Raw genomic sequence first — 24,900 nt, 5'->3', positions numbered from 1 at the left:
GCAGTAAAGCGGTTAACGACGGCGGATCCACGAAAAGCGCGACTGGTATCCACAATCGAAGTGGGTATTGCGCCGGTAGCTGGAGCCCGCCTCGGCCATACAGTAGGTGCATACCTCTGCCACATCAATCTGCGCTGCCCCGAGCCCATGCTGCAATAAAATGCTGCGTGCCAGCCCGGGCAGACTGAACCAGACCCCCTGCTGCTGCGCCTGCGCCTGCGGACGTACCGCCTGCAGGTTCACGGGTTGCTGCGCTGTCCACTGCAGCGGCGGGAGATCGCTGCGCTGCTGCATCTGCCGGATGCGATCGTCGCCTAACTCATAGCAGCAGGGACCAATGGCCGGACCGATGGCGACGCAAAGCGTATCAAGGCTTGCTCCGCGTGCAAGCAGGGCATCAAGCGCACTTTGTAAAATACCGTTCAGAGTGCCGTTCAGCCCGGCATGGATCGCCGCCACCTGCTGCTGCTCAGGATCGGCAAACAGTACCGGCAGGCAGTCGGCAGTGTAAACGGCTACCGGATGGCTATCTTCAGCAATCACACCGTCAGATTCACAGCTTTTTGGCGGCCGGTTCTGTCCTGACAACACCACGCGGGCGCTGTGGCGCTGATGTCCGTAAGCGGCAGCTTCAGGCGCAGGCAGACCGGCAGGCTGAAAGGCATATTCCAGCCATGTCAGGCTATCAAGCAGTGCTGAACGCGGACCGCAGACTTTACTCTCCATACTTCTCTCCTGTGACCTGACCGTAACCGGTGACTGCGCACAGCTTACGTTAACAGGTACGTTTTTGCAGCGCGTCCGCAGATATCTTTCACATACCGGATAACGTCATACACTCGCCCGTATTACCGGTCCGTGCCTCACGATTATGCAGGCTGCGGTATGGTGCAAAAGCGGAAAACTGCATAAAAGGATGGGACGACAAATAATTCGGCAACTGAAAAAACATCCGGTCGCGCAGGGAATTGCATTTTACCGTCAGATCCACGCATATTTACATTTTGCGTTAGCTGTCAGGCTGTGACGTAATCTCCCGATATATCACCAGATTATCCGTTGGTCATCAGTGAATTATTTCGAGTCATCTGGCTGGTTACAAATTATCGTGCTAATCATTAATTTTAATAACTAAGAACTATCCTGGTTATAACGTAGTAATTCACCATGGCGGTGCACGCATTCCCTGAATGATATGTAATTTTTTGTCAGTCAATTCTGTACGGAAAATTTTTATATTTTTTAAGTGCTGAAATGAAACAACTTTAACTAATTATTTTCTTTTAAATATGCTTGCTCAAACTTACTTATTAGTTACCTTTCCTGACCTTTATTTTACAGAGCGGCTGTCATCTCAGGGGGTTAAATAATTAAGGTGCAACTTAAATCTTAAGCAGCTATAACCAATTTTTGTGAGGCAACGCTGCTTTGTATCCGCTGCAGCTATTTATGGCCTCTTATACAGGGAATGTATTACCCGCAGATCGGTTACGCAGGCATAAAGAGAAGATGATTGTGATGACACAAAAACCAATATTAGTGAATTATCGCGGAGCCGGTTTGCCGCGTCATAAATATAGCGCAGGCTGTGCTGAACACTACCCGCGTCATCTGTACTGCAATCAGCTGAGGACAATGTGCCATGAACGTTAAAACGCTGCGGCAGGATATTCCGGCCGGCCTGGTCGTCTTTCTGGTTGCGCTGCCACTCTGCCTGGGGATTGCTCAGGCCAGCGGACTGCCGCCTTTTGCCGGTCTGCTTACCGGTGTGATCGGCGGGCTGCTGGTGACCGCGCTGAGTCCGTCGCGTTTTGCGGTCAGTGGTCCGGCCGCCGGACTGGTAACAATTGTTGTAGCCTCCATTCAGACGCTGGGCAGTTTCTCTGCCTTTCTGACCGCGTTGATTCTGGCGGGAGTACTGCAGTGTCTGCTGGGGCTGCTGCGCGCAGGGCGGTTTATCGCGCTGGTGCCAGGCAGCGTGATTAAAGGCATGCTGGCGGCAATCGGCATTTTGCTGATTATGCAGCAGATCCCGGTAGCGCTGGGCGCAGCCGGTGAGGGCGGGCTGGGGGCGCTGGTGTCAGGCAATATAGCGTTTTCAGCCAGTGCTATTGGGGTAGCTGCCGCGGGCCTGCTGACGCTCTGGCTCTGGACCACGCCGCTGATTAAGTCAGTAAAGGCGCTGAGCTGGATCCCCGGACCGCTGGTGGCGGTGCTGATTGGCTGTATGGCAACCCTCGCCGGAGATAAGCTTTTTCCGGCGCTGGCTGACGGGCTGCCGCGTATCACGCTCCCTGCCTTTGACAGCTTTTCCGCGCTGGTGGCTGAGCTGGAAACGCCGGACTGGCTGGCGTGGCAAAATCCCGCTGTCTGGGTGGTTGCGGTCACGCTGGCTCTGGTCGCCAGCCTGGAGACGCTGCTCAGCCAGGAAGCGCTGAAAAAACTGCGTCCGCAGCATCCGGCTCCTTCGCCCAACAAAGAGATGTTTGCGCAGGGGATAGGGAACTTAACGGCAGGGTTACTGGGCGCGATGCCGATTACCGCCGTTATTGTTCGCAGTTCGGTTAACGTCAGCGTCGGTGCACAGAGCAAACTCTCTATTCTGATCCATGGCGTGCTGCTGCTGGTCTGCGGCCTGTGGTTCAGTTCGCTGCTTAATGCAATTCCGCTGGCCAGCCTGGCCGCCGTACTGCTTTACACCGGCTATAAGCTGGCAACCCCGCGCCTGTTTGCTGAGCAGATCCGGATGGGGTGGGCGCAATATGTGCCTTTTCTGGCTACCATTGGCGGTATCATCCTGCTGGGTATGCTGGCCGGTATTTTCCTCGGGATTGCCGTGCAGATCCTCTGCAGCATTTATCAGAGTCACCGCAATGCGCTACAGCTCACCCGCCATGACGATCACTATGTCCTGCGTTTTCACCAGAACCTGACGTTTATGCATAACCCTAAGCTGCAGGGCGTGCTGGCAGAAATCCCGGAAAACAGCGTGGTCATTGTTGAGCAGGGTAACGCTGAATATCTCGATCCGGATGTGAAAGCGGTTCTGCGCGACTTTGGTGAGAATGCGCCGGAGCGGGGCATACGGCTGAGCCAGTGGCCGGTAGCCGTTAAATAAGTAAATGATTGTACCGGATAAAAATCGGCTATCACGGATAGCCGATTTTTGTTCGTGCGTGGCATAATTGGCCGCACAACATCTGCGTGAACCGGATGCCTTAGCCAGCCGAACAGGAGAGTAAACCGAAGCCTGTTCGCTGAATTGACACCGGACGATCTGATGTTCAATAAGAGGGGTGCCACTGCAACGCGGCAACGATTTCAGGTTACAGGATGCGGATGAATGCGCGTTTCGCTGTTTGATGAACATAACGTTAAGAAAAATGCTCTCACGCTGTTCTTTATCACGCTCTTTTTCTGTTTTCTTGGCAGCCACCTGCGGGTTCCTGAAGAGTTCTCACTGTTCTGGCCTGTCAACGCGCTTATCGCCGGGCTGATTGTCCGTCAGCCCTTTCTGCATAATCCTTCCAGCTACCTTGTTGCTCTGGCGGCGATGATTTTCAACGACACGGTGTTTTCAGGCTGGGCCTTTGCCGCTGTGACGATCAATATTGCCAATATTCTGTTTACCCTTGTGGCGGTCTGTATGCTGATCAGGCCGCTGCAGACACCGGCTGCCAGCAGCCAGGTCGTCAATGCGATGCGCATTTTTCCCGCCTGTTTACTCGGTGCTGCCGCCTGTGCGACCTGGGGCGCCTGGGCGCAGGGCATCGATTTCAATGCGCGCTTTGTGGTCGCATGGGCTGACTGGTTCAGCGAACAGATCTCGACCTCGCTGATGCTGCTGCCTGTCATGCTGGCACGTCCGCTGCGCAGCGTTTCCCTTCGCCAGCTGCTGACGCCGGCAACGCTGCTGCCGCTGGTCGCCGTGGTGCTGTCGCTGACAGCGGGCGCGCTGATTGGCGGCGCCGGCAGTCTGACCTTTCCGGTACCGGCGCTGATCTGGTGCGCTATTGTGCTGCCTATGCCGGTTACCAGCGTGGTGATCCTGCTGACCGGTATTACAGAGATTGTGCTGGTTTCTCACGGCGTAATGAATATACAGGGCAACGATGCGCTGTTGCCGATTGGCCATCTGACGTCAGCGCGCCTTGGCGTGGCGACCGTTGCACTGAGTCCGCTGCTGGTGGCGGTCAGCATGGACGCTATCCGGCAGCTTAATCAGCGTCTGGCGCTGCGGGCAAATGTGGATGTACTGACGCAGCAGCTCTCGCGCTCTGGCCTGTATGAACAGCTGAAACAGATGCCGTTCTCTCTGCATCGCCATACCGGCGTAATTATGCTGGATGTCGATTACTTCAAAACCATCAATGACAATTTCGGACACGACGCCGGTGACAGCGTGCTGGAAGAGATTGGACGCCGCATTCAGCAGGTTGCACAGCAGCAGGGCATGATCTGCCGCTTTGGCGGCGAAGAGTTTGTGATTGTGGTGTTTGATGCCGTGCCGGAACAGCTCTACCGGCTGGCGGAGTCCGTGCGCCAGGCGCTGGCGCGCGAAAAGTTCTGGATCAAAGGCAACAGCGTGACGGTGACCGCCAGCATGGGCCTGGCGTGGGATTGCGCCAGGCATGAGCGCGAGTGGCCGGAGGTGATTAACCGGCTGATTTCCGCAGCAGATAAACATCTCTATAGCGCCAAGCACAATGGACGTAACCAGGTGGCACCCGCCTCTGCGCTGAGTGCCAGCAACGTGGCCTGAACCACGTTGCTGGCGCTTACATAGTGCTGGCCAGGCGCTGACGCTGCTGATGCCGCGCCTGCGCCAGCTCAATCAGGCGGCTGATCAGATCGCGGTAGCTCAGATCCGCCGCCTGCCACAGCTTGGGATACATGCTGATATTGGTAAAGCCGGGCAGGGTATTCACTTCGTTAACCACGATCTCGTTGCCATCCGTCAGAAACACATCGACACGCGCCATGCCGAAGCACTCAAGCGCTTTGAAGGCGGCAAGGGCAGTAGCCTGGATAGCCTCGCTGTTTTCCCGGCTGATGTTTGCCGGCACCACCACCTGCGCACCGCTGGCGCTGATATATTTGGTGTCATAGGCGTAGAACGCATCCTGCACCACCACTTCACCGCAGGGGCTCGCTTCCGGTGCGTCATTACCCAGCACCGCGCACTCAATCTCGCGCCCCTTAATCCCGGTTTCAATCAGGATTTTGCGGTCAAAACGGAACGCCAGATCAACAGCAGCGTTAAACTCTGCGGCATCGGTAACTCTGCTGACGCCTACTGACGAGCCCTGATTAGCCGGTTTGATAAACAGCGGCAGACCCAGCTGTGTGATAACGGCTGCAGCATCCAGCGTAGCGCGCTCTGCCTGCGTTACGCTGATCCACGGCGCAACGCGAAGACCGGCATCACGCAGCAGGCGTTTGGTAAAATCTTTATCCATGCTCACCGCGGATCCCAGAACATCGGAGCCGACAAACGGGACATCCGCCATGCGCAGCAGCCCCTGCAGTGAGCCATCTTCCCCCTGCGTACCGTGTACAATCGGAAAAATAACATCAAGGCGGGGCAGCGGCTCTGCGTGTTCACAGCTGATAAACTGCGCGCGTTCGCTGCCGGGCACCAGCGCCACGGCTTCTCCCTGCGGGTGCAGCGCAATGCGCGCCGGATCCGTGGCGTTCAGCAGAAAGCGATCGGCGTCATAGCGCTGCCAGCGGCCCTGCTTATCAATGCCCAGCAGCACCGCGTCATATTTTTGCGCATCCAGCGCATCCAGAATATTTTTTGCTGATTGTAACGAGACTTCATGCTCAGCAGATTTGCCGCCGAAGACAATGCCCACGCGCTGTTTTGCCATTGTTTCTTATCCGATTGCAGTTAAGCGAGCAGCTAAGATAGCACGCGTATTCCGGGTCAGGGGAGCGCAAATCGCATCAGAACGGCGCGCATTGTGCCGTGCTCCTGCTGTTGCAAAAAACGGTCAATCTTCCCTAAACAGACGGGAAATCAGTTTGATTACGCGATGCTCTGTGCTTAAAATCGCGGCGGTTTACTTAACAGGAGCACTATTTTGGACAACTGTTCCGAACGATCGCAAAAGGCGCCTGCGCTAAGATAGTGTTCCCGCTGTCTTGACCGCGCGTTGAGATGGCTTATTCCCTCATGAATTGCCTCTGTTTACCTGCTGCCTCACATGCAGCACGTCGCCCGCTGCGATCCATTCTTTCATTCTGAGCTGTTGTCAGCACCTGCTGACATGCGGAGGATAAAATGGACTGGAAAATTTTCCTGCTGCGGGTGACTGCAGCACTGATTCTGGGTGCGCTGATCGGCAGCGAACGCCAGCTGCGGCAGCGCCTGACCGGCCTGCGTACCAACGCCCTCGTCAGCACCGGCGCCTGCCTGTTCGTACTGATGACGCAGAGCGTGCCCGGCATTGCACATGACGCATCGCGTATCGCCGCCTACGTGGTCTCCGGCATCGGCTTTCTCGGTGGCGGCGTAATTATGCGCGATGGCCTGAACGTGCGCGGGCTCAATACTGCTGCCACGCTCTGGTGCACGGCAGCAGTAGGCGTGCTGTGCAGCATGGGCCTGCTGCTGGAGGCGGCTATCGGCACCCTGATTATCCTGTGCGCTAATATTCTGCTGCGCGAACTCACCCGGAGCATCAACCGTCAGACGCTGGTACCTGCTGCCGAAGCGGTGCAGCACTATACCGTGCAGATCACCTGTCTGGCGCAGGATGAGGTGCAGGTGCGCAGCCTGATGCTGCACAGTTTAGGCAACAGCGATCTGCGCCTGCAGTCGCTGCAAAGTGAAGATATCGAAAGCTCGCAGCGCATGATGGTCAGCGCCGAAGTGCTGGGGAAGCCCAGTCTGACCCAGCAGCTGGAAAATCTTGTCAGCCGCATCAGTCTGGAGAAGGGCGTCAGTGCGGTGCGCTGGCAGGTGTGCGGTATGGAGCGCGATTAACAGCGTCGGGCTTCACCTGCCTGTTAATTGCATACAAAAACTGTTCCTGAAAATAACAGTTAAATAATACTGATCGTCCCTGCCTGTCAGAGGGCCATAACCTGGCGGGAAGAAAAGTACAATCGATAAATTTTAAGATAAATCTGAGCGAAATTTTAAAAATCAATATCAATGTCTTAACTCAAATTCCGGCTATTTTACTATATAAATCAATCATAATAATTTAACCCATGCGGTTGATTTATTAATCCGGCCTATTTTATATTCACGCCTTGTCCCTAAGGAAGCCGAGGGATTATCTGTTTTTTTCGCCATTTTTACAGGAGTAAATATGAGCAATTCTTATCAAAACGAGATCCCTAAAGCACGTATTAATTTGCGCCTTGACCTGCATACCGGTGGGGCACAGAAGAAAACTGAGCTGCCGCTGAAACTGCTGGTAACAGGAGATTTCAGCAACGGCAGAGAAAATCGTGTGCTTTCTGAACGCGAAAAAATCAGCGTTAACAAACACAACTTTGATAGCGTGCTGAGCGAGTTTGCCCCTGCCGTGCATTACGCTGTGCCGGACGCCGCCGCCGCTGACGGCAGTGAACAACAGGTCAGCCTGACATTTCGCAGCATGAAGGACTTCGAGCCGGAACAGGTTGCCCGTCAAATCCCGCAGCTCAATGCGATGCTGGCCATGCGCAACCTGTTGCGCGATCTGAAATCCAACCTGCTCGACAATGCGACCTTTCGCAAAGAGTTTGAAACCATTCTCAAAGATCCGGCGCTGAGCCGCGAACTACGCAGCGAGCTTTCAGCCCTTGCCAGTAACCACGACTGAATTCTCCTCTTAACGGACTAATACGAGAGACAATCCTGATGTCAGTTCAGAATGAAACCCTGTCTGCGGGCAGTGCCGCCGTGCCGCAACGCCCGGCAGCAGAGGGCGTTTACGCCTCGCTGTTTGATAAAATTAATCTCAATCCGGTCTCTGAGCTCAGCGATCTGAACGTCTGGCAGGATAGTCAGGCGCTGTCAGACGCCTCGGCCGATGAGCGCGTTACCGCGGCCATACAGGTGTTGCTTACCCGCCTTAAAAGCAGCGACACACAGGTTGAGAAACTCGACAAACATCTGCTGGATCACCACATCGCCGATCTTGACGCGCAGATTAGCCGCCAGCTGGATGCAGTGATGCACCATGAGGCGTTCCAGAAGATTGAGTCGGTGTGGCGCGGCCTTAAATCCCTGGTAGATAAAACCGACTTTCGTCAGAACGTGAAGCTCGACGTGCTGGACATCTCAAAAGATGACCTGCGCCAGGACTTTGAAGATGCGCCGGAAATTGTCCAGAGTGGTCTCTATTTGCAGACCTACGTTGCCGAATACGATACGCCAGGCGGTGAGCCGATTGGGGCGGTCATTTCAGCGTATGAGTTTGATGCATCCGCACAGGACATAACGCTGCTGCGCAACATTTCTAAAGTGGCCGCCTCTGCGCATATGCCATTTATCGGCTCAGCAAGCCCGGCCTTCTTCCTGAAAGACTCAATGGAAGCGGTCGCGGCCATTAAGGATATCGGCAACTACTTTGACCGCGCTGAGTACATCCGGTGGAAAGCTTTCCGCGACACCGATGATGCCCGCTACATCGGCCTGACCATGCCACGCGTGCTGGGCCGCCTGCCATACGGCCCCGACACTGTACCGGTACGCAGTTTTAACTATGCAGAGGAAGTGAAAGGCCCGGACCACGATAAATACCTGTGGATCAACGCCTCGTTCGCCTTTGCCGCTAATATGGTAAAAAGCTTTATCAGCAACGGCTGGTGTGTGCAAATTCGCGGTCCGCAGGCGGGCGGCGCAGTGGACGACCTGCCTATCCATCTTTACGATCTCGGCACCGGCAACCAGGTGAAAATCCCGTCAGAGGTGATGATCCCGGAAACCCGCGAGTTTGAGTTTGCGAACCTCGGCTTTATTCCGCTCTCGTACTATAAGAATCGCGACTACGCCTGCTTCTTCTCGGCAAACTCCACGCAGAAACCGGCGCTGTATGACACGCCTGACGCGACGGCAAACAGCCGTATCAACGCCCGCCTGCCCTATATTTTCCTGCTGTCACGTATTGCGCACTACCTGAAGCTGATTCAGCGCGAAAACATTGGCACCACCAAAGATCGTCGCCTGCTGGAGCTGGAGCTCAATAACTGGATAAAAACGCTGGTGACCGAGATGACCAACCCCGGCGATGCGCTGCAGGCTTCGCATCCGCTGCGTGAAGCGAAAGTGGTGGTGGAGGACATTGAGGACAATCCAGGCTTTTTCCGCGTGAAGCTGTTTGCGGTGCCGCACTTTCAGGTGGAAGGCATGGACGTCAACCTGTCACTGGTATCCCGGATGCCAAAAGCGAAAGCGTAAGGCGGCTATCCGGAATGAAAATTTACCGTCCGTTATGGGAAGAGGGCGCGTTTCTGACGCCGCAGCAGTTTCAGCAGCAGGCGATGTGGGACGCACATGTGGCCGGCGCAGCAGCAGGTATGATGCTGGCACATCCGTGGGGCGTGCTCTGTGCGGAGTTTGACGACGGCGCGCTGGCACTCTCAAAACTCAATGCGACACGCATTGCCGTCCGCTTTACCGATGGCACGCTGGTTGATACCCGTCTGGCTGATGCGCTTCCGCCAGTCTGTGATTTAACAAAAGTCGCGGACCGGAATGTTGTGGACGTGGTGCTGGCATTGCCGCTCATGGACGCAAGCGGCGGTAATCTGGAAAACGGTGCGGAGAGCGAGCGTCCGCGCCGCTGGGTTGCCGCCCGGGAGCGCGTGCAGGACCTGGCCGGTCATGAGCTTACGGAGATCGCCGTGCAGCGTTATGCCCTGCGTCTGCGGCTGGCGCATCAGGAAAACGCAGCGTACCTGACCTGTCCGGTCGCCCGTCTTGAGCGTAACGCGCAGGGGGAGTGGATGCGTGACACTGCGTTTATCCCGCCCGTGCTGGCACTGGCTGCCTGCCCGGCGCTGGTTGCGGAGCTGGGCGACCTGCTGCACCGCCTGCAGGCGCGGCGTCAGCATCTGATGCAATTGCGCCGCGAAAGCAATGAGCGTATGGCGGATTTCGCCGTTTCCGACGTTTCCCTGTTCTGGCTGCTGAATGCGCTGAACAGTGCCGAGCCGGTATTGATGGAGCTGTATCACGCTCCATCGCGTCATCCTGAACTACTTTATCGTGAGCTGGTGCGTCTGGCGGGCAGTCTGCTGACGTTTTCCCTCAGCAACACGCCGGATGATATCCCACGCTACCGGCATGACCTGCCGGAGCAGGTTTTCCCGCCGCTGTTTGCGCTACTGGATACGCTGCTGGAGGCGAGTCTGCCTTCCCGCGTTATCGCCATTGAGCTGGAGAATCAGGGCGTGCTGTGGAAGGGAAAGCTGCACGATGCCCGTTTACGCGAAGGAGCAGATTTTTATCTCTCCGTTCGCTCTTCGCTGCCAAATCACGAACTTCAGGCGCGTTTTCCGCTGCTGTGCAAGGCTGGCAGTCACGCTGACGTTTCTGAAGTGGTGAATATTGCCCTGAGCGGTATGACGATCCGCCCGTTATCCCAGGTGCCTGCGGCTATTCCGCTGCGCCTTGAGAACCAGTACTTTGCGCTGGATCTTTCAACGGATGCGGCGAAAGCGATGCTTGCCTCCGGCGGCTGTACTTTTTATACCCCGGAATCGCTGGGTGAGCTGAAGCTGGAACTCTACGCGGTGCTGCGCTCATGAGTGATATTAACAGGCTGATTGAACGACTGTTTTTTCAGGGCTGGCTGATGGTGAGCCAGCTGCAATGCGGGCAGCAAATTGAAAACGGGGACGCGCTCTATCGCGAGGCCGTTAACTGGGTAACGTCAGCCCGTGAAGCGCTGTCAGAGGCCGGAGTCAGCGAGGCCAGCTGCGACCATATGTTGTATGCCTTCTGCGTGTTGCTGGACGAGGCTGTGCTGAACCGGGATACGCAGGATGATGGCTGGGCCCGCTGGAGCCGTGACCCGCTGCAGGTCCGTTTTTTTGGCTCCCTGAACGGCGGTGAAGCGTTATGGGATCGCATCCGTACCGTACTGCATCAGCCAGCACCGGACGTCACCGTACTGACCTGCTTTTATCGCACCCTGCAGCTGGGTTTCGTCGGGCATTATCGCGCCCAGGATGATGAGCGGCGTGAAGATGTGGTGAATGCGCTGGCGGCCCTGGTGCCGCCGTTTACGCTACCGGAAGATGCGCCGCTGGTTATCCGGCCCGCAGGTCTGCGTACCGGACGCCGCGTTTACTGGCTGAGCTGGGTAATGGCTGTGATGCTGCTCGCCGGGCTCTGGTTCATGCTGGAGTCAGCGCTGGCAGATATGGTGTCGCACATTGCGGGGGCTCAGTAATGTTCCGACCCGACTCACGCCAGGGCCTGACGCTGCTGGGGAGCGGGCTCGCCCTGCTGCTGGCAGTGGAGTACTGGGGGCTGAAGCCGCTCAACAAGGCGATGTTCTGCGGGCTGATACTGCTGGTGGCTGCATATATTCTGTGGCGTCTGCGGCGCTCTGCCTCTGATGGTCACTCTGCTGCGGATGCCAGCCTGCCACCTGAAAGCTGGTGCCGGCCGGTGATCCTGGTGACAGGAGACACGGTTCCGCTGTTTGGCAATCGAAACCATCATGAGACCGGGCAGGGTTGGTACCTGAACGTACGCCAGCCTGATGAGTTATTCGCGCTGGCAGAACGGCTGGCTCTTCACTCTCCGTCACTGCTGCCGCAGCTGTCAGTGATGCTGGCAGTTGTTCCCGGACTGCACGCCTCCGCAGATGTATTTACGCAGCAGCAGAGCGGGTGGCTGCGGGCATTTTTACAGTGCCGCCGCGTGCTGAACGGATTGCCGCCGCTCCGGACAGTGATATGGAGTTCATCCGGCGATGACGGTACATACTGGTTCAGCCTGACGGCCGAGCGTCCACAGTTGCAGTTTCTTCCGGAAAAGCGTGCCGGCCTGCCACTGAGTGAATGGGTGGCACAGAATGCGCGCTATGTTCACCTCGCACTCAGGCTGCAAAGCGTGATGCAGTGGTATGCGGGGCAGTTCGCAGCTTCGCACTCAGCGAGTCCCTGCCAGATCGGTCTCTGCCTGACGCCGGTGCCGGCGCTGGCAGACAACCTGTGGCAGCAGTATGTCGCCGGACTGACCACGCTTGCACCTGAAAACACGGTATCCCCGCTTTCACTGCCGCTGCCGGATCGCCTTCTGTCCGGCATACCGCGGCGGTCGGGTATCAGCCGCGGGCTACGTACGGTGCGTATGGCGGGCCTGATGCTGGGTCTGTTTCTGGCACTGGCCATGCTTTTTTCTTTCATTCACAACCAGCGCCTCATACGGAGCGTGACCGATCATCTTGCCCTGTGGCGCAGCCTGCCTGATGAGGCCACTGCGGCGAAAACCCTTGCGCGCAATGCGCTTATCCGCGACCGCACGCTGCTGGATGAGTGGCAGCGCAGCGGCGAGCCGGTGCGTTTTGGTCTGGGGCTCTATCAGGGCATGCGCCTGACCGTACCGGTGAATGCGGCCATTCACCGCTGGGCACCGCCCCCGCCGCCGGTGCCGGTTATTCAGCAGGTCGTACAGGGGCCACAAACGGTGCGCCTTAACAGCCTGTCGCTGTTTGAATCGGGCAGGGCCACGCTTAAAGCGGGTTCCGGCAAGGTGCTGATCCACGCGCTGATGAATATCAGGGCCCGGCCTGGCTGGCTGATTGTGATAGCCGGCCACACCGACAGTACCGGCAGTGCACACAGCAATCAGCTGCTCTCGCTGAGACGCGCGGAAGCCGTGCGCAACTGGATGCGCGACACCGGCGACGTGCCGGAGAGCTGTTTTGCGGTGCAGGGTTACGGTCATGACCGCCCGGTTTCTGCCAACGATACGGCCGCGGGTCGCGCGCGCAACCGCCGCGTCGAAATCAGTCTGGTACCGCAGGCTGACGCCTGTCGCGTAGCAGACGAACTCACCCGGTCATCACAGGATGATGGCCATTTTTAATCTGAAAAGGAGCAATACCATGGCAATTCCGGTTTATCTGTGGCTGAAGAATGACGGCGGAGCGGACATCAAAGGATCTGTAGATGTGAAGAGTCGCGAGGGCAGCATTGAGGTGGTGGCACAGGAGCATAACCTGTACATCCCTACCGACAACAACACCGGCAAACTGACCGGCACCCGTATTCATACGCCCTTTCTGCTCACTAAAGAAATCGACGCGTCAAGCCCGTATCTCTACAAAGCGGTAACCACCGGACAGACTCTGAAATCGGCGGAGTTCAAATGGTATCGCATCAACGAAGCGGGTCAGGAAGTTGAATACTTCAACACAAAGCTTGAGAACGTGAAGGTGGTGAAGGTGAATCCGGTAATGCACGACACCAAAGATCCGGCAAAGGAGAAGCACAACCATCTGGAGCACGTTGAGCTGCGCTACGAAAAGATCACCTGGACCTATAAAGAGGGCAACATCATCCACTCCGATTCCTGGAACGAACGCGCTACCGCGTAACTGATTCACCCTGCTCAGGGCGTTGTGCTCTGAGCACCTGCAAATGGAGGCGTTATGTCGCATCTCGCTAACTGGGCAACCAACTGGCAGAAAGATCCGCGTTTCAGCAAGAACTATACGGAACGCCTGATTGAAAAAGCGTGTGCCATCGATTCTCAGCTTAATGATGCTTATTGCAGCGGTACGCTCAAGGTGATTGCCGGACCACACCGGAAAGCGGGGCCAAATGGCGGCGGTGATGCCCGCTGGCATATGACACTGCAACCGGATACGGGCAGCTCCTGCTGGCACGTCATTCTGGATAACAGCGTCACCCGGCCAATTGATGTCAATAAAAGAGAGCACCTCGGCCACAGTTTTTAAACCCTCTGTGGCGACACCTGTCGCCACGTTCAGTGAGCGTTTTTACACCAGCGCTCAGCCAATCCTGTTTTTAAGCCTTATGGGCCTCGGTAAACGGCCAGGGGCGGTAGCGTGCCTGAAACGGAGAGAAAATATATGGAACATGCGTCTGCAGCGCTGCTGCGCCGGCTTAACCCTTTCTGCGCGCGGGCGCTGGAGGCCGCCGCCTCGCTGTGCCAGACCCGCGCACATGCAGAAATCTTACCTGAGCACTGGCTGCTTAAACTGCTGGAGCAGGGAGAAGGGGACATCACGGTCATCGCGCGTCGCTACGAGTGGGACATGGATGGCGTCTGGCAGGATCTGCTGAGCTTTCTCGACGGTCAGCCCCGGCAGGTGCGTAGCCGGCCGGCGCTGTCGGCCCGCCTGCATCATCTGCTGAAGGAGGGCTGGCTGGCTGCCTCCATGGCCGGGGAGGAGCGTATCCGCAGCCTGCACCTGCTGCTCGCCATGGCCGATCATCCCTCACTGATGCGCTGTGACGCGCTCTGGCCAGTTCTTACCCTGAACCGGCCCCGGATAGCGGCGCTGCGCCCGCTGCTGGATGCTCAGTCGGATGAACGTCCGGACGCGGGGCCGCCGCTGATACCGGATATCACCGTTCAGCAGTCCGATCTTACCGGAGAAAAAAAATCCGCTGCCTCAGAGGCGCTGCTCCGCTTTACCCGCGACATGACTGCTGATGCACGCGACGGAAAGATCGACCCGGTATACGGGCGCGATAATGAAATCCGCCAGATGGTGGATATTCTCTCCCGCCGCCGCAAGAACAACCCGATTCTGGTGGGCGAGCCGGGCGTGGGTAAAACTGCGCTGGTGGAAGGGCTGGCGCTGCGCATTGCCGAAGGCAACGTGCCGGAGAGTCTGAGCACGGTCAGCGTGCGCACGCTTGACCTCGGTATGCTGCAGGCGGGCGCGGGCGTGAAGGGTGAGTTTGAGCAGCGCCTCAAAACCATCATTACTGAGATACAGCAGGCGGAGCAGCCGGTGCTGCTGTTCATTGACGAAGCGCACACCCTCATCGGCGCCGGTAATCAGGCCGGTGGCGCAGATGCGGCTAACCTGCTCAAACCCGCGCTGGCGCGTGGCGAGCTACGCACTATCGCGGCTACCACCTGGAGCGAGTACAAGCAGTACTTCGAAAAGGACGCCGCGCTGGAGCGTCGCTTTCAGAGGGTAAAAGTTGATGAACCGGATGATGAAACCGCCTGCCTGATGCTCAGAGGCCTGAAATCGCGTTATGCAGAGCATCATAGCGTACATATTACCGATGCCGCCGTCCGCGCGGCCGTTACGCTTTCCCGGCGTTACCTTACCGGACGACAGCTGCCTGATAAGGCAGTAGACCTGCTGGATACCGCGAGCGCCCGCGTACGTATGAGTCAGGATACGGTGCCGGAAGCCATCACGCGGTTACGTGCCCGCACGGACGCGCTGAACGTTGAAAAACGCGCCATTCTGGATGATGAAGCGCTGGGCGGTCCCGTCCAGGCAGGGCGCATGCATGACATTCTGAGCGAGCTGGCCCGCGCTGAGGAACGCCTTGAACAGCTGGAGCTGCGTTACCAGGCCGAGCGCGAACTGATGGAGACGCTGCTGGCCTGTCGTCAGGACGCGACGCAGAACGTCAGGCGTGGCACGTTACACTCTGCCCTGCAGACGCTGCAGCAGGGTGAGCCGCTGATCACGCTGGACGTAGACGCGCATACGGTAGCGGGCGTCATTGCCGACTGGACCGGCGTACCGATCTCTTCCTTAATGAAGAATGAGCAGACGGCGCTGCTGACACTGGAAAAGACGCTGGAAACCCGCGTGGCAGGCCAGCCGGCAGCGCTGAACGCCATCGCGCAGCGACTGCGGGCGTCGAAAACCGGCCTGACCGCTGAGAACGGCCCGCTGGGCGTGTTTCTGCTGGTGGGCACCAGCGGAACTGGTAAGACAGAGACGGCGCTGGCGCTGGCTGACACGCTGTACGGCGGCGAAAAGTCGCTGATCACCATTAACCTCTCTGAGTACCAGGAACCCCACACGGTGAGCCAGCTCAAGGGCTCACCGCCGGGCTACGTGGGCTACGGGCAGGGCGGCGTACTGACCGAAGCAGTGCGCCAGCGCCCGTATAGCGTGGTGCTGCTTGATGAGGTGGAGAAAGCGCACCGCGACGTGGTTAACCTGTTTTATCAGGTATTTGACCGGGGCTTTATGCGCGACGGCGAGGGACGGGAAATTGATTTCCGCAATACGGTTATCCTGATGACCTCCAATCTCGGCAGCGACGCGCTAATGCGGTTGCTCAGTGAACGGCCGGACGCCAGCGAGGCGGATCTGCAGCAACTGCTGCGTCCGATTATCCGCGACCATTTCCAGCCGGCACTGCTGGCGCGCTTTCAGACGGTAATTTACCGCCCGCTGAGCCGTGACACGATGCGTATCATCGTTGAAACGAAGCTTGAGAAGGTCAGAGATCGCCTGCAGCGCCACTACGGCCTGCACACAGATATCGCGGACGCACTGTACGATGCCCTCACCGCCGCCTGCCTGCTGCCGGATACCGGCGCGCGCAACGTTGACAGTCTGCTCAGTCAGCAGATTTTGCCAGTTGTGAGTCAGCAGTTACTGCAGTATCAGGCCAGGGGGCAGTTGCCAGAGAGCATCAGTCTTGACTGGAATGAAGAGGGCAGTGTACTGATTGGATTCAGAGGCTGAAACGGATGGACAGCGCAAAGGAGATTGCCCGAAAAATGCTGGCTGTAATAAACGCCGATCGCGATGGAATAATGGTAGCGTTTACAAAAAGTTTTATTCGTTTACCCGTATCACTGGCTTATCTGGGATATGACTTTCTTGATACTGACAGCCGCAGTAGCCGTTTTGACGATAAAATCCGGTTTGCTGAGTTAATAAAAAACAGCTTATCAGAACAGGACGTTCTGCCACGTGCGATTGAAGTGTTCACAAACGAGTTTACTGACAGAATTGACAGATATGATGTTCTGAAAGGCATGGGTAACGTATCCGCTACGGTAATAGGTGGGGCAACTTTTACATCACTGACAGGCGTCAATCTGGGAAAGGTATTGCTGAGCAGTATGCTCGGTTCCATTATGTCTGGTTTTGCGATATCAGGAATTCTGACAGTTGGGGCCGAACAATCCAGGGCAATTTATACCTCACTTGCATTAAGGCAAAGAAATTTTGAGCGCTGGTATAAGCTTAAAAGCAGAGGGGATCTGGATTTGCTCTATTTCATTATAGAAGATGTTGTTGGGCCTTATGAAAAAGCATGCGATATTGCTGAATATAATCCGGAAGAGTTTAAGGAAATATGCAAATATTTCTTTGAGGGCTTATGAGAGCAAGACAGATAATATTATCATTTCTTTCCAGACTCATTCAGGGGCTGGGAACGGGGCTTTTTATTTCCGGTTCCGGATTTTCAATATGGTTTTTCTTTTTTTCCATGAGTCAATGGAGAGTAGGATGGGGCGTATTGTCGCTGCTTGAAATGGTTGTCGGCTACATGCTTTACAGCTTTGCTATTAAGAGAATATTTGATGATACAACCAACTGGCATTAGAGAAAAAACGCAGAGTCCATGGTTGTACTCAGCTTAATATGCTGTGGTCTGCGCTAACTGGTTAAAGATTTTAGTAAATATTAATATCTTTCAGGTCAGTAAATAATACTGTTAATAACTCTGAGTTACTCTCTCTGCACTCAGTGAGGGAGATAGAAATCCGTCATCACGGAGCGAATGATAATGATCCCGACTGATTTACTACAACGTGCAGCATCGGCAGTCTCCTCTACGCTTAATCGTTATTCTTTATTAATTCCATCCTGTGCCTCTCCGGTTGATGTGGAAAACCTGACCGGTACAGAGGGCATGAGCGAAAATTACCTTTACAGCGTGATGTTCACCAGTCCGGATAAAGACATCCAGCCGGAGCAGATGTTGCGCAAAACGGTCACGCTAACCATGCGAACCGGTTTACTGCCTGAATCTGAATCATATAAGGTTGTTCACGGTTATATCACCGATTTCCGCCGTCTGACGGGTTCCGCAGACCAGGTCAGCTATCTTATCGTCATAGAACCCCGATTCTCGCTTCTGGATAAACAATATCGCTCACACCGATTCTTTGTGAATAAATCCGTGCCGGAAGTGGTCAGTCAGATACTGGATGATCATGGTTTTCAGAGGTGGGAATATGAATTCAGCCTGAAGCAGGATTACCCCAAAAGAGAGCAGATTAACCAGTATCAGGAGAGTGACCTGCAGTTTATACGGCGTCTGTTGTCGGAAACTGGCATTTTTTACTTCTTCACACTGCAGCCAGACACAAAGACTGAAGTCATCCGGTTTGGCGACGCGCAGAGCGCCTATGACGGTCAGAGGTCACTGCCGCTGAGCAATCCATCGGGTCTGAACGACAATGCTCAGGAGTCCATCTGGAACCTGAATATCACATATAACGTGGCTGAAGCGGGCGTCACCGCAAAAGATTATAACCATCGCGAAGCACACCGCGTGCTGCGGTCGGTGCAGGCAGACGTGACGCGAGGGGATGGTGAAAACATCTCTTATGGTCAGGTTTATCACTATTGCCCGCGCCACCCGCAGAGCGGCGATAAAGTTTATCCGGAACCTGAGACCGCCAACTTCTATGCCCGCCTCGACCACGAGCGTTTTCTTGCCCGACAGACGCTGATAACCGGGATATGCAATGACGCTTTTGTCAGCCCGGGACTGGTTTTGTTAATTACCGGGTCAGGCATAGCCACTCTGCCTGCACAGCTGCAGAGTCCTGCATTAATAACCCGTATCAGCGTCAGCGGGAGCCGGTGTTCAGCCTTTCAGTCCATGCTGGAAGCGGTACCTTACAGTGAAACCCTCTGCTGGCGTCCCGCTCTGCTTGCCCGCCCAAAAGTCAGCGGCACCATGACGGCGCGTGTGACCAGTGCGAAAGATAACGATATCTACGCCTGGCAGGACGCAGCGGGTTTATACCGCGTGGTATTTGATGCTGACGAGGAGAGCCGGGAGCGCGGTCTGGAGAGCATGCCTGTTCGGCTGGCGAAACCCTACGGCGGCGATATGTACGGCTTTCACTTCCCGCTGATACAGGGCACCGAGGTAGCGATAGCGTTTCGCGAAGGCGATCCGGATCAGCCTTATATCGCGCACGCGTTACACGATTCAAGGCATGTCGATCACGTCACTGAAAAAAACAGCACGCGCAATGTCATCCGTACGGCGGGCCTTAACAAGCTGCGCATGGAGGATAAGCGCGGTGAGGAGCACATCAAGCTCAGCACGGAGTATGGCGGGAAGACGCAGCTGAATCTGGGGCATAACGTTGACGCGAGCAGGGTTCTTCGTGGTGAAGGGGCTGAACTGCGGACGGATAAGTGGGTAACCGTTCGTGGCGGAGCCGGTGTATTCATCAGTGCAGACAGCCAGCCATATGGCAGCAATAAAATGCTCTCCATGAAAGAAGCTGAGGCACAGCTTGAACATGCGTTGAGTATTGCCAGAAGCCTGTCAGGTGCGGCAGAAGGTGCACAGGCATATCCAGCGGATATTCAAAGCCAGAAATTAATGACAGACGCACTGACAGAACTGGTACAGCCAGGGATGGTATTGAATGCACCGCAGGGAATAAGTATCAGCAGTCCGGAAGGCGTACGCGTCTCCTCGGGAAGCGCCAGCGTAGGGATCGTAGCGCAAAAAAATGCTGATATCAGCGTGATAAAGCGCTTTACGGTAGCGGCAGGTGAAGCCATCAGTATGCTGGCACGTCAGGCTGGTATGAAACTATTTGCGGCGAAAGGAAAAGTTGAAATCCAGGCGCAGGATGATGCGCTGGACGTCATAGCGAAGAAAGATGTCACCGTAACCACCACCGAAGGTAAAATTAATATTACAGCAACAACGGAACTGGTCATTAACTGCGGTGGTGCTTACATCAGGTTAAGTGACGGAAATATTGAACTGGGCTGCCCGGGAAATATTCTGCTGAAATGTGCCAATGTGCAGAAAATGGGAGCAGCTTCTGCAGACACTCCTGCTCCTGAATTTCAAAAAGGCTATGGCGGTGTTTACTCCCTGACTGACGAAGCAGGCAATATTATCCCCCGGACTGAATATAGGGTAACAACTGCTGATGGGCAGGTATTCCATGGAGTGTCAGATGACAGCGGAAAGACGTTGCCGATATATACCGCAATGCCTGGGAAATTAAAAATTGAGATCCTTGGCACTGGCAATTCAGTAGCAGGGAGTAAATAACTATGCCTGATTATCATGCATGGGAAGCCACTGAATGCGAGCATTTTACTGATGTAAACATTTCAGAGAAAAAAGTTGTCTGTAAGCGTAAGCCTGTTCCAGGAATAACAATTATTATTGGGGTTTTCTTTGATGGTACGGGAAACAACACATTTAACACTCAGAACCGCATTCTGGAGTCATGTTCTCATCTTGATGTTGGAATGAAGGCAGAAGATGCAAAAGCTTGCGCCAGGAAACTGGGCTGGAATGTCAGCAGTGCCGGAAGTTATATTGGGTATTATTCTAATATCCACTGGCTGAATACGCTTTACGCTACCGATGACGAAGTGATTGAGGGGCAGGCAGTTTATCAACGAGCAGTCTATGTACAGGGCATTGGTACTGTCAGAGGTAGTAGCGATAGCTCGATAAGTATGGCGACAGGCGGCTGGTTTTATGGCGTAGTTGATAAATCTGATGAAGGCGTCGCTCTTATCACTGAGCAAATTTCGAAATTCCTGGCGCTTAACCAGGGAGTAAATTTTGCCATTGAGAAAATTCAGTTCGATGTTTTTGGATTTAGTCGTGGAGCAGCCGCAGCCCGCCACTTTGTAAACCGTGTAAGAAACGACGATAAAGCCATACGGCTGGCAATAGCTAAAGGGCTGGGCGGTCGAAATCACCATGGTAAACCTGCAGGAGAAACCCGCTTTCTGGGGTTATTTGATACTGTGTGCGCGGTAGGTACGGTAAGTAATTTATTTGATGTACATAATGGTGTGAACCCTGGCGTTGAGCTGGATTTACCTCCGGGTATTGCACAGAAAGTCTTTCAAATTACGGCGATGCATGAGTGCCGCTACAACTTTAGTCTTAACAGCATCAGGGAATCGTGGCCGGAACTGGCCCTGCCAGGCGTGCATTCAGATATCGGCGGTGGCTATAACCCGAGGGAAAAAGAATATCTTTATCTGACCGAACCCCGGAACGAAACTGTTAATGAAGGTATTTCTTCTGAAATGACCAATGTCTATCGGCGTTCAGTGGCAGAAATATCCGATCTCAATAGTAATCCAGGGCTAAGTGCAATTATTCCGAGCGGTGAGGTTAAGACAGAGACCTGGTATGACTATCTGGTCAACGAGGATAAAAAACGTGGTGGCACCCTACAAAAACGTGTTGGGGCGGCAATAACTATTGAGAGGGTAGTGACTAATGACTGGAGCAAAGTGAGTTTACGGGTAATGCTGGATGCTGCCCAGGAGGCTGGAGGCATTTTCAAGGCTTACGACCCACTATCACCAGATATGAAACTTCCTACTGAGCTTGAGCAGTTGTGCCAAAAAGCAATTGACCAGGGAAAAATGGTAAGAAGCGGTGGTGTGATGACGTCGTTTTCCTCATCTGAATTAGAAACTATTGGGAAATATATTCACTGCTCTGCTCACTGGAACCCTGTAGTTGTTAAAGATGTCTGGCTGGACGGGAAGAAAGTAAAAACTATCTATGGCGCTGTCAAATCATCTGATTTGTTTTTTTATATCAATCGTCCGAATCCTGGCTGGGTTCGCGCTGTGTGGAATATGCAGGGAGGAAAATCATGAGGTTAATTACCAGACCAATTCAGCTTTTATTGCTTGTGTGTACTGCTACCGCCTGTACCAGCAATAAACCTGACAGTTACAAGACTCCCTGGGAGATGTGGTATTTTGCTTTTACTACTCCTAAATCTTTGCCGGCACAGGTAACATTGTTAAAGCTGCTGGACATAGATGGCTATGCATCTACATATCGGACTATTGATCAACCTCGGGGTATCAGCACAGGACGCTGGAGTGAAAAGAATTCAGCAGGAAATACGCAATTTAACCAGGCCGAAAGATTGCCGCAAATAATGATATTTTGCTGGGATTCAATAATTGATAAGAAAACTTACCAATCCACTCTATTTTTCACTCAGGATACATGGAAAAAAATGATTAGCCCTTACCCTGACGTTTTGAAACCGGAAAGAAATGCATACCGCCAGACGATGCTGATAGGTCTGGCGCCTGAGGGAAAAGTCCGCGTCTGGCTGAGGCAATATGGTCATTCAGATATTCCATTAAATGATACAGAAATAATGACTGTTTCAGGAGCGGGGCTTGATATGTGTAAAGGCGAAACGAACTTTCCTAATGGGTACAAATATAATGAGAGTATAAAAAAATTTATAAACGGGAAAAGATATCCTTATGGTTCATGGTGAATAAATTTGTTTTAGAGTTGGGGTGTTCCATTTTAATAACCCATCTGAACCTCATTTCGGTTTTCGCCGCCTTCAATAAGAAGAGCGGTTGCTCATGAAAAATATTATTAGATTAATTTCGGCCTTCTTAATTTTAATTTTTACTGCCGCCTGTGCCAGCGATCAGTCTGACAATCTCAAAACTCCCTGGGACAGGTGGTACTTTGCTTTTACCACCCCTAAATCTTTGCCGGCACAAGTGACATTGTTAAAGCTGCTGGACATAGATGGCTATGCATCTACATATCGGACTATTGATCAACCTCGGGGTATCAGCACAGGACGCTGGAGTGAAAAGAATTCAGCAGGAAATACGCAATTTAATCAGGCCGAAAGATTGCCGCAAATAATGATGTTTTGCTGGGATTCAATAATTGATAAGAAAACTTACCAATCCACTCTTTTTTTCACTCAGGATACATGGGAAAAAATGATTAGCCCTTACCCTGACGTTCTGAAACCAGAAAAAAATGCATACCGACAGACGATGCTGATAGGCCTGGCGCCTGAGGGGAAAGTCCGCGTCTGGCTGAGGCAATATGGTCATTCAGATATCCCATTAATCGAGACAGAAATAATAACTGTTTCAGGTAAAGAACTAGATATGTGCAAAGGTGTCACAGGAAGTAATTTTTCCTATGGTTACAGCAATGAAACGAAAGCGTTTATTTCAAATAAAAAATATCCTTATGGCTCCTGGTGAATATTTTTTAAATGCGGGGTAACTATTTATTAAATATATTGTCAGTTCGTTGTGCGTAGCCTGCAAAAAGAAAGTGAGGGTGGCTATGAAAAATATATCCAGGTTGATTTCGGTTTTCTTAATTTTGATTTTTACTACCGCCTGTACCAGCAATAAACCTGACAGTTACAAGACTCCCTGGGAGATGTGGTATTTTGCTTTTACCACGCCTAAATCTTTGCCGGCACAGGTAACATTGTTAAAGCTGCTGGACATAGATGGCTATGCATCTACATATCGGACTATTGATCAACCTCGGGGTATCAGCACAGGACGCTGGAGTGAAAAGAATTCAGCAGGAAATACGCAATTTAACCAGGCCGAAAGATTGCCGCAAATAATGATATTTTGCTGGGATTCAATAATTGATAAGAAAACTTACCAATCCACTCTATTTTTCACTCAGGATACATGGGAAAAGATGATTAGCCCTTACCATGACGTTCTGAAACCAGGAAAAAATGCATACCGGCAGACGATGCTGATAGGTCTGGCGCCTGAGGGGAAAGTCCGCGTCTGGCTGAGGCAATATGGTCATTCAGATATCCCATTAATCGATACAGAAATAATAACTGTTTCAGGTAAAGAACTCGATATGTGCAAAGGTGTCACAGGACATCCAGATGGATATGTATACTATGGAGATACTCCTGATTTTATTAAAGATAAAAAGTATCCTTATGGAATCTGGTAAGTAACCATATTTAAAGTAAAATTAGCAAAACAACCTCCCTCTCATCTAAATGGATTTTTCATGAAGCCATCGAATAGCTTATTTTTTATTTTTATCTCTGCTTGTTTATTTTCTGCAACAACCATTGCCGATACCATATCAACAACCAGGGCGGACGATGCAAATAAAATAGCTAATATGTATCATTTAGGTATGGGGGTTCCGCGGGATATGAAAAAAGCCTTCGAGTTCTACCAGATCGCTGCTGAACTCGGAAACACGGATGCTCAGGTTGATTTAGGTGATATGTATTATTACGGAAAAGAAACCGCGCAAAGCTACGAAAAGGCGAATTACTGGTATGAGAAAGCAGCGAAAAATGGCAATGCCACTGCCCAGATGAATTTAGGCTATGCATACCTCAATGGTAAGGGAGCTGAAATGAACTATGCCAAAGCCAGAAGCTGGCTTGAGATTGCAGTAAAACAAGGCCAGCCTTCGGCGATGTATCACCTGGGCACGATGTACTTTGATGGCAATGGAGTTGCTGAAAACAAGGAGCTGGCCGTCGAACTTTTCAAAAATAGTTGCTCTAAAGGTGATTACAATGCGTGTGATAAGTTAAAAGATATTAAGCAAAAGAACTAATAAAATTACATGCATAATGAAATTTATATGCGAAATTAAAGATGGGTCTCAATATGTCGAAAGGTTTTGTGTTGCTGGGTGATAAAACCACACATGGTGGACAGGTCATTTCCGTCTCATCAACAATGGTAATTAATGGAAAGAGTGTTGCCCTTGTTGGCGATAAAATAAGTTGCCCGATAAATGGCCATGGCATTAATGCTATTATCGATGGCTCGCCAGAATGGATATCAGATGGTAAAGCCGTGGTTGTTAATGGTTGCCACTGCGAATGTGGCTGTCAGGTTATTTCCAGTGCGCCGGATTGCGCAATAGGATAAA

Annotated in this window: 21 protein-coding genes; 19 read left to right on the top strand and 2 right to left on the bottom strand. The window is 53.3% G+C overall.

Annotation, left to right across the window (positions count from 1 at the left end; all coding sequences use genetic code 11):
• Positions 1-12 precede the first annotated feature (12 nt).
• Positions 13-726: a polyphenol oxidase family protein gene (locus SB719_RS07010; protein WP_065648146.1), complete on the bottom strand. Its 714-nt coding sequence runs from the start codon at positions 724-726 to the stop codon at positions 13-15.
• A gap of 916 nt (positions 727-1,642) precedes the next feature.
• Between SB719_RS07010 and SB719_RS07005 the strand changes: the two genes are divergently transcribed.
• Positions 1,643-3,118, top strand: coding sequence for a SulP family inorganic anion transporter (locus SB719_RS07005; protein ID WP_292977248.1), 1,476 nt, complete (start codon positions 1,643-1,645; stop codon positions 3,116-3,118).
• 225 nt (positions 3,119-3,343) lie between these two features.
• Entirely contained in the window at positions 3,344-4,762 is a 1,419-nt protein-coding gene (locus tag SB719_RS07000; RefSeq protein ID WP_065648148.1) for a GGDEF domain-containing protein, read from the top strand.
• 16 nt (positions 4,763-4,778) lie between these two features.
• Here SB719_RS07000 and ddlA read toward each other — a convergent pair whose 3' ends face one another.
• A complete protein-coding gene (ddlA, locus tag SB719_RS06995; RefSeq protein ID WP_304235834.1) occupies positions 4,779-5,873 on the bottom strand; it encodes a D-alanine--D-alanine ligase in 1,095 nt (364 codons plus the stop codon).
• 413 nt (positions 5,874-6,286) lie between these two features.
• On the opposite strand from ddlA, the gene SB719_RS06990 reads away from it, so the two are divergent.
• The 17 genes from SB719_RS06990 to SB719_RS06910 all read left to right on the top strand — a co-directional run bounded on the left by SB719_RS06990 (position 6,287) and on the right by SB719_RS06910 (position 24,899).
• Positions 6,287-6,991, top strand: a complete 705-nt coding sequence (locus SB719_RS06990; protein WP_304235836.1) for an MgtC/SapB family protein — start codon at positions 6,287-6,289, stop codon at positions 6,989-6,991.
• A 331-nt stretch (positions 6,992-7,322) separates the two neighbouring features.
• Positions 7,323-7,820, top strand: coding sequence for a type VI secretion system contractile sheath small subunit (gene tssB / locus SB719_RS06985; protein WP_412159079.1), 498 nt, complete (start codon positions 7,323-7,325; stop codon positions 7,818-7,820).
• Positions 7,821-7,852: 32 nt separating this feature from the next.
• A complete protein-coding gene (gene tssC, locus SB719_RS06980) occupies positions 7,853-9,400 on the top strand; it encodes a type VI secretion system contractile sheath large subunit (protein WP_412159097.1) in 1,548 nt (515 codons plus the stop codon).
• A 14-nt stretch (positions 9,401-9,414) separates the two neighbouring features.
• Positions 9,415-10,752 (top strand): type VI secretion system baseplate subunit TssK, encoded by a 1,338-nt coding sequence (tssK, locus tag SB719_RS06975; protein ID WP_412159078.1) that lies wholly within the window; start codon positions 9,415-9,417, stop codon positions 10,750-10,752.
• Positions 10,749-11,399, top strand: coding sequence for a type VI secretion system protein TssL, short form (gene tssL / locus SB719_RS06970; protein WP_314686998.1), 651 nt, complete (start codon positions 10,749-10,751; stop codon positions 11,397-11,399). The genes tssK and tssL overlap by 4 nt, the downstream gene beginning before the upstream one ends.
• A complete protein-coding gene (locus SB719_RS06965; protein ID WP_412159077.1) occupies positions 11,399-13,045 on the top strand; it encodes an OmpA family protein in 1,647 nt (548 codons plus the stop codon). The genes tssL and SB719_RS06965 overlap by 1 nt, the downstream gene beginning before the upstream one ends.
• A 19-nt stretch (positions 13,046-13,064) precedes the next feature.
• Positions 13,065-13,556: an Hcp family type VI secretion system effector gene (locus SB719_RS06960; protein WP_412159076.1), complete on the top strand. Its 492-nt coding sequence runs from the start codon at positions 13,065-13,067 to the stop codon at positions 13,554-13,556.
• Between the two features lie 54 nt (positions 13,557-13,610).
• Complete coding sequence (locus tag SB719_RS06955; RefSeq protein WP_304235850.1) at positions 13,611-13,919, top strand: hypothetical protein; 309 nt, start codon at positions 13,611-13,613, stop codon at positions 13,917-13,919.
• A gap of 135 nt (positions 13,920-14,054) precedes the next feature.
• Positions 14,055-16,661, top strand: a complete 2,607-nt coding sequence (gene tssH, locus SB719_RS06950) for a type VI secretion system ATPase TssH (protein ID WP_412159075.1) — start codon at positions 14,055-14,057, stop codon at positions 16,659-16,661.
• Positions 16,662-16,666: 5 nt separating this feature from the next.
• Entirely contained in the window at positions 16,667-17,308 is a 642-nt protein-coding gene (locus SB719_RS06945; protein ID WP_314687007.1) for a hypothetical protein, read from the top strand.
• A 407-nt stretch (positions 17,309-17,715) separates the two neighbouring features.
• Positions 17,716-20,247 carry a DUF2345 domain-containing protein gene (locus SB719_RS06940; RefSeq protein WP_412159074.1) on the top strand — a complete coding sequence of 844 codons (2,532 nt, stop codon included), beginning with the start codon at positions 17,716-17,718 and terminating at the stop codon, positions 20,245-20,247.
• 2 nt (positions 20,248-20,249) lie between these two features.
• Positions 20,250-21,833, top strand: a complete 1,584-nt coding sequence (locus tag SB719_RS06935; RefSeq protein ID WP_314687012.1) for a DUF2235 domain-containing protein — start codon at positions 20,250-20,252, stop codon at positions 21,831-21,833.
• A complete protein-coding gene (locus SB719_RS06930; protein WP_412159073.1) occupies positions 21,830-22,477 on the top strand; it encodes a DUF2931 family protein in 648 nt (215 codons plus the stop codon). The genes SB719_RS06935 and SB719_RS06930 overlap by 4 nt, the downstream gene beginning before the upstream one ends.
• Before the next feature lie 94 nt (positions 22,478-22,571).
• Entirely contained in the window at positions 22,572-23,219 is a 648-nt protein-coding gene (locus tag SB719_RS06925; protein ID WP_412159072.1) for a DUF2931 family protein, read from the top strand.
• Positions 23,220-23,304: 85 nt separating this feature from the next.
• Complete coding sequence (locus SB719_RS06920; protein ID WP_412159071.1) at positions 23,305-23,952, top strand: DUF2931 family protein; 648 nt, start codon at positions 23,305-23,307, stop codon at positions 23,950-23,952.
• Between the two features lie 60 nt (positions 23,953-24,012).
• Positions 24,013-24,579 (top strand): tetratricopeptide repeat protein, encoded by a 567-nt coding sequence (locus SB719_RS06915; protein WP_314687018.1) that lies wholly within the window; start codon positions 24,013-24,015, stop codon positions 24,577-24,579.
• 53 nt (positions 24,580-24,632) lie between these two features.
• Positions 24,633-24,899 (top strand): PAAR domain-containing protein, encoded by a 267-nt coding sequence (locus SB719_RS06910; protein ID WP_288653644.1) that lies wholly within the window; start codon positions 24,633-24,635, stop codon positions 24,897-24,899.
• Position 24,900: the final 1 nt, after the last annotated feature.

Origin of the sequence: Pantoea sp. SIMBA_079, from assembly GCF_046940275.1 — a bacterium.
Taxonomy (GTDB): Bacteria; Pseudomonadota; Gammaproteobacteria; order Enterobacterales; family Enterobacteriaceae; genus Pantoea; species Pantoea borealis.
Note: the sequence above shows the minus strand (reverse complement) of the source record. Positions and strands in the feature narration are given on the sequence as shown.

Bases quoted from the DNA above. Each gene is read 5' to 3' on its own strand.
- tssB (WP_412159079.1), top strand. From the start codon at position 7,323: ATGAGCAATTCTTATCAAAACGAGATCCCTAAAGCACGTATTAATTTG.
- SB719_RS07005 (WP_292977248.1), top strand. From the start codon at position 1,643: ATGAACGTTAAAACGCTGCGGCAGGATATTCCGGCCGGCCTGGTCGTC.
- SB719_RS06965 (WP_412159077.1), top strand. From the start codon at position 11,399: ATGTTCCGACCCGACTCACGCCAGGGCCTGACGCTGCTGGGGAGCGGG.
- SB719_RS06960 (WP_412159076.1), top strand. From the start codon at position 13,065: ATGGCAATTCCGGTTTATCTGTGGCTGAAGAATGACGGCGGAGCGGAC.
- SB719_RS06915 (WP_314687018.1), top strand. From the start codon at position 24,013: ATGAAGCCATCGAATAGCTTATTTTTTATTTTTATCTCTGCTTGTTTA.
- SB719_RS07010 (WP_065648146.1), bottom strand. From the start codon at position 726: ATGGAGAGTAAAGTCTGCGGTCCGCGTTCAGCACTGCTTGATAGCCTG.
- SB719_RS06910 (WP_288653644.1), top strand. From the start codon at position 24,633: ATGTCGAAAGGTTTTGTGTTGCTGGGTGATAAAACCACACATGGTGGA.
- SB719_RS07000 (WP_065648148.1), top strand. From the start codon at position 3,344: ATGCGCGTTTCGCTGTTTGATGAACATAACGTTAAGAAAAATGCTCTC.
- tssK (WP_412159078.1), top strand. From the start codon at position 9,415: ATGAAAATTTACCGTCCGTTATGGGAAGAGGGCGCGTTTCTGACGCCG.
- tssL (WP_314686998.1), top strand. From the start codon at position 10,749: ATGAGTGATATTAACAGGCTGATTGAACGACTGTTTTTTCAGGGCTGG.
- SB719_RS06955 (WP_304235850.1), top strand. From the start codon at position 13,611: ATGTCGCATCTCGCTAACTGGGCAACCAACTGGCAGAAAGATCCGCGT.
- SB719_RS06925 (WP_412159072.1), top strand. From the start codon at position 22,572: ATGAAAAATATTATTAGATTAATTTCGGCCTTCTTAATTTTAATTTTT.
- SB719_RS06945 (WP_314687007.1), top strand. From the start codon at position 16,667: ATGGACAGCGCAAAGGAGATTGCCCGAAAAATGCTGGCTGTAATAAAC.
- SB719_RS06990 (WP_304235836.1), top strand. From the start codon at position 6,287: ATGGACTGGAAAATTTTCCTGCTGCGGGTGACTGCAGCACTGATTCTG.
- ddlA (WP_304235834.1), bottom strand. From the start codon at position 5,873: ATGGCAAAACAGCGCGTGGGCATTGTCTTCGGCGGCAAATCTGCTGAG.
- tssH (WP_412159075.1), top strand. From the start codon at position 14,055: ATGGAACATGCGTCTGCAGCGCTGCTGCGCCGGCTTAACCCTTTCTGC.
- SB719_RS06930 (WP_412159073.1), top strand. From the start codon at position 21,830: ATGAGGTTAATTACCAGACCAATTCAGCTTTTATTGCTTGTGTGTACT.
- SB719_RS06920 (WP_412159071.1), top strand. From the start codon at position 23,305: ATGAAAAATATATCCAGGTTGATTTCGGTTTTCTTAATTTTGATTTTT.
- SB719_RS06935 (WP_314687012.1), top strand. From the start codon at position 20,250: ATGCCTGATTATCATGCATGGGAAGCCACTGAATGCGAGCATTTTACT.
- SB719_RS06940 (WP_412159074.1), top strand. From the start codon at position 17,716: ATGATCCCGACTGATTTACTACAACGTGCAGCATCGGCAGTCTCCTCT.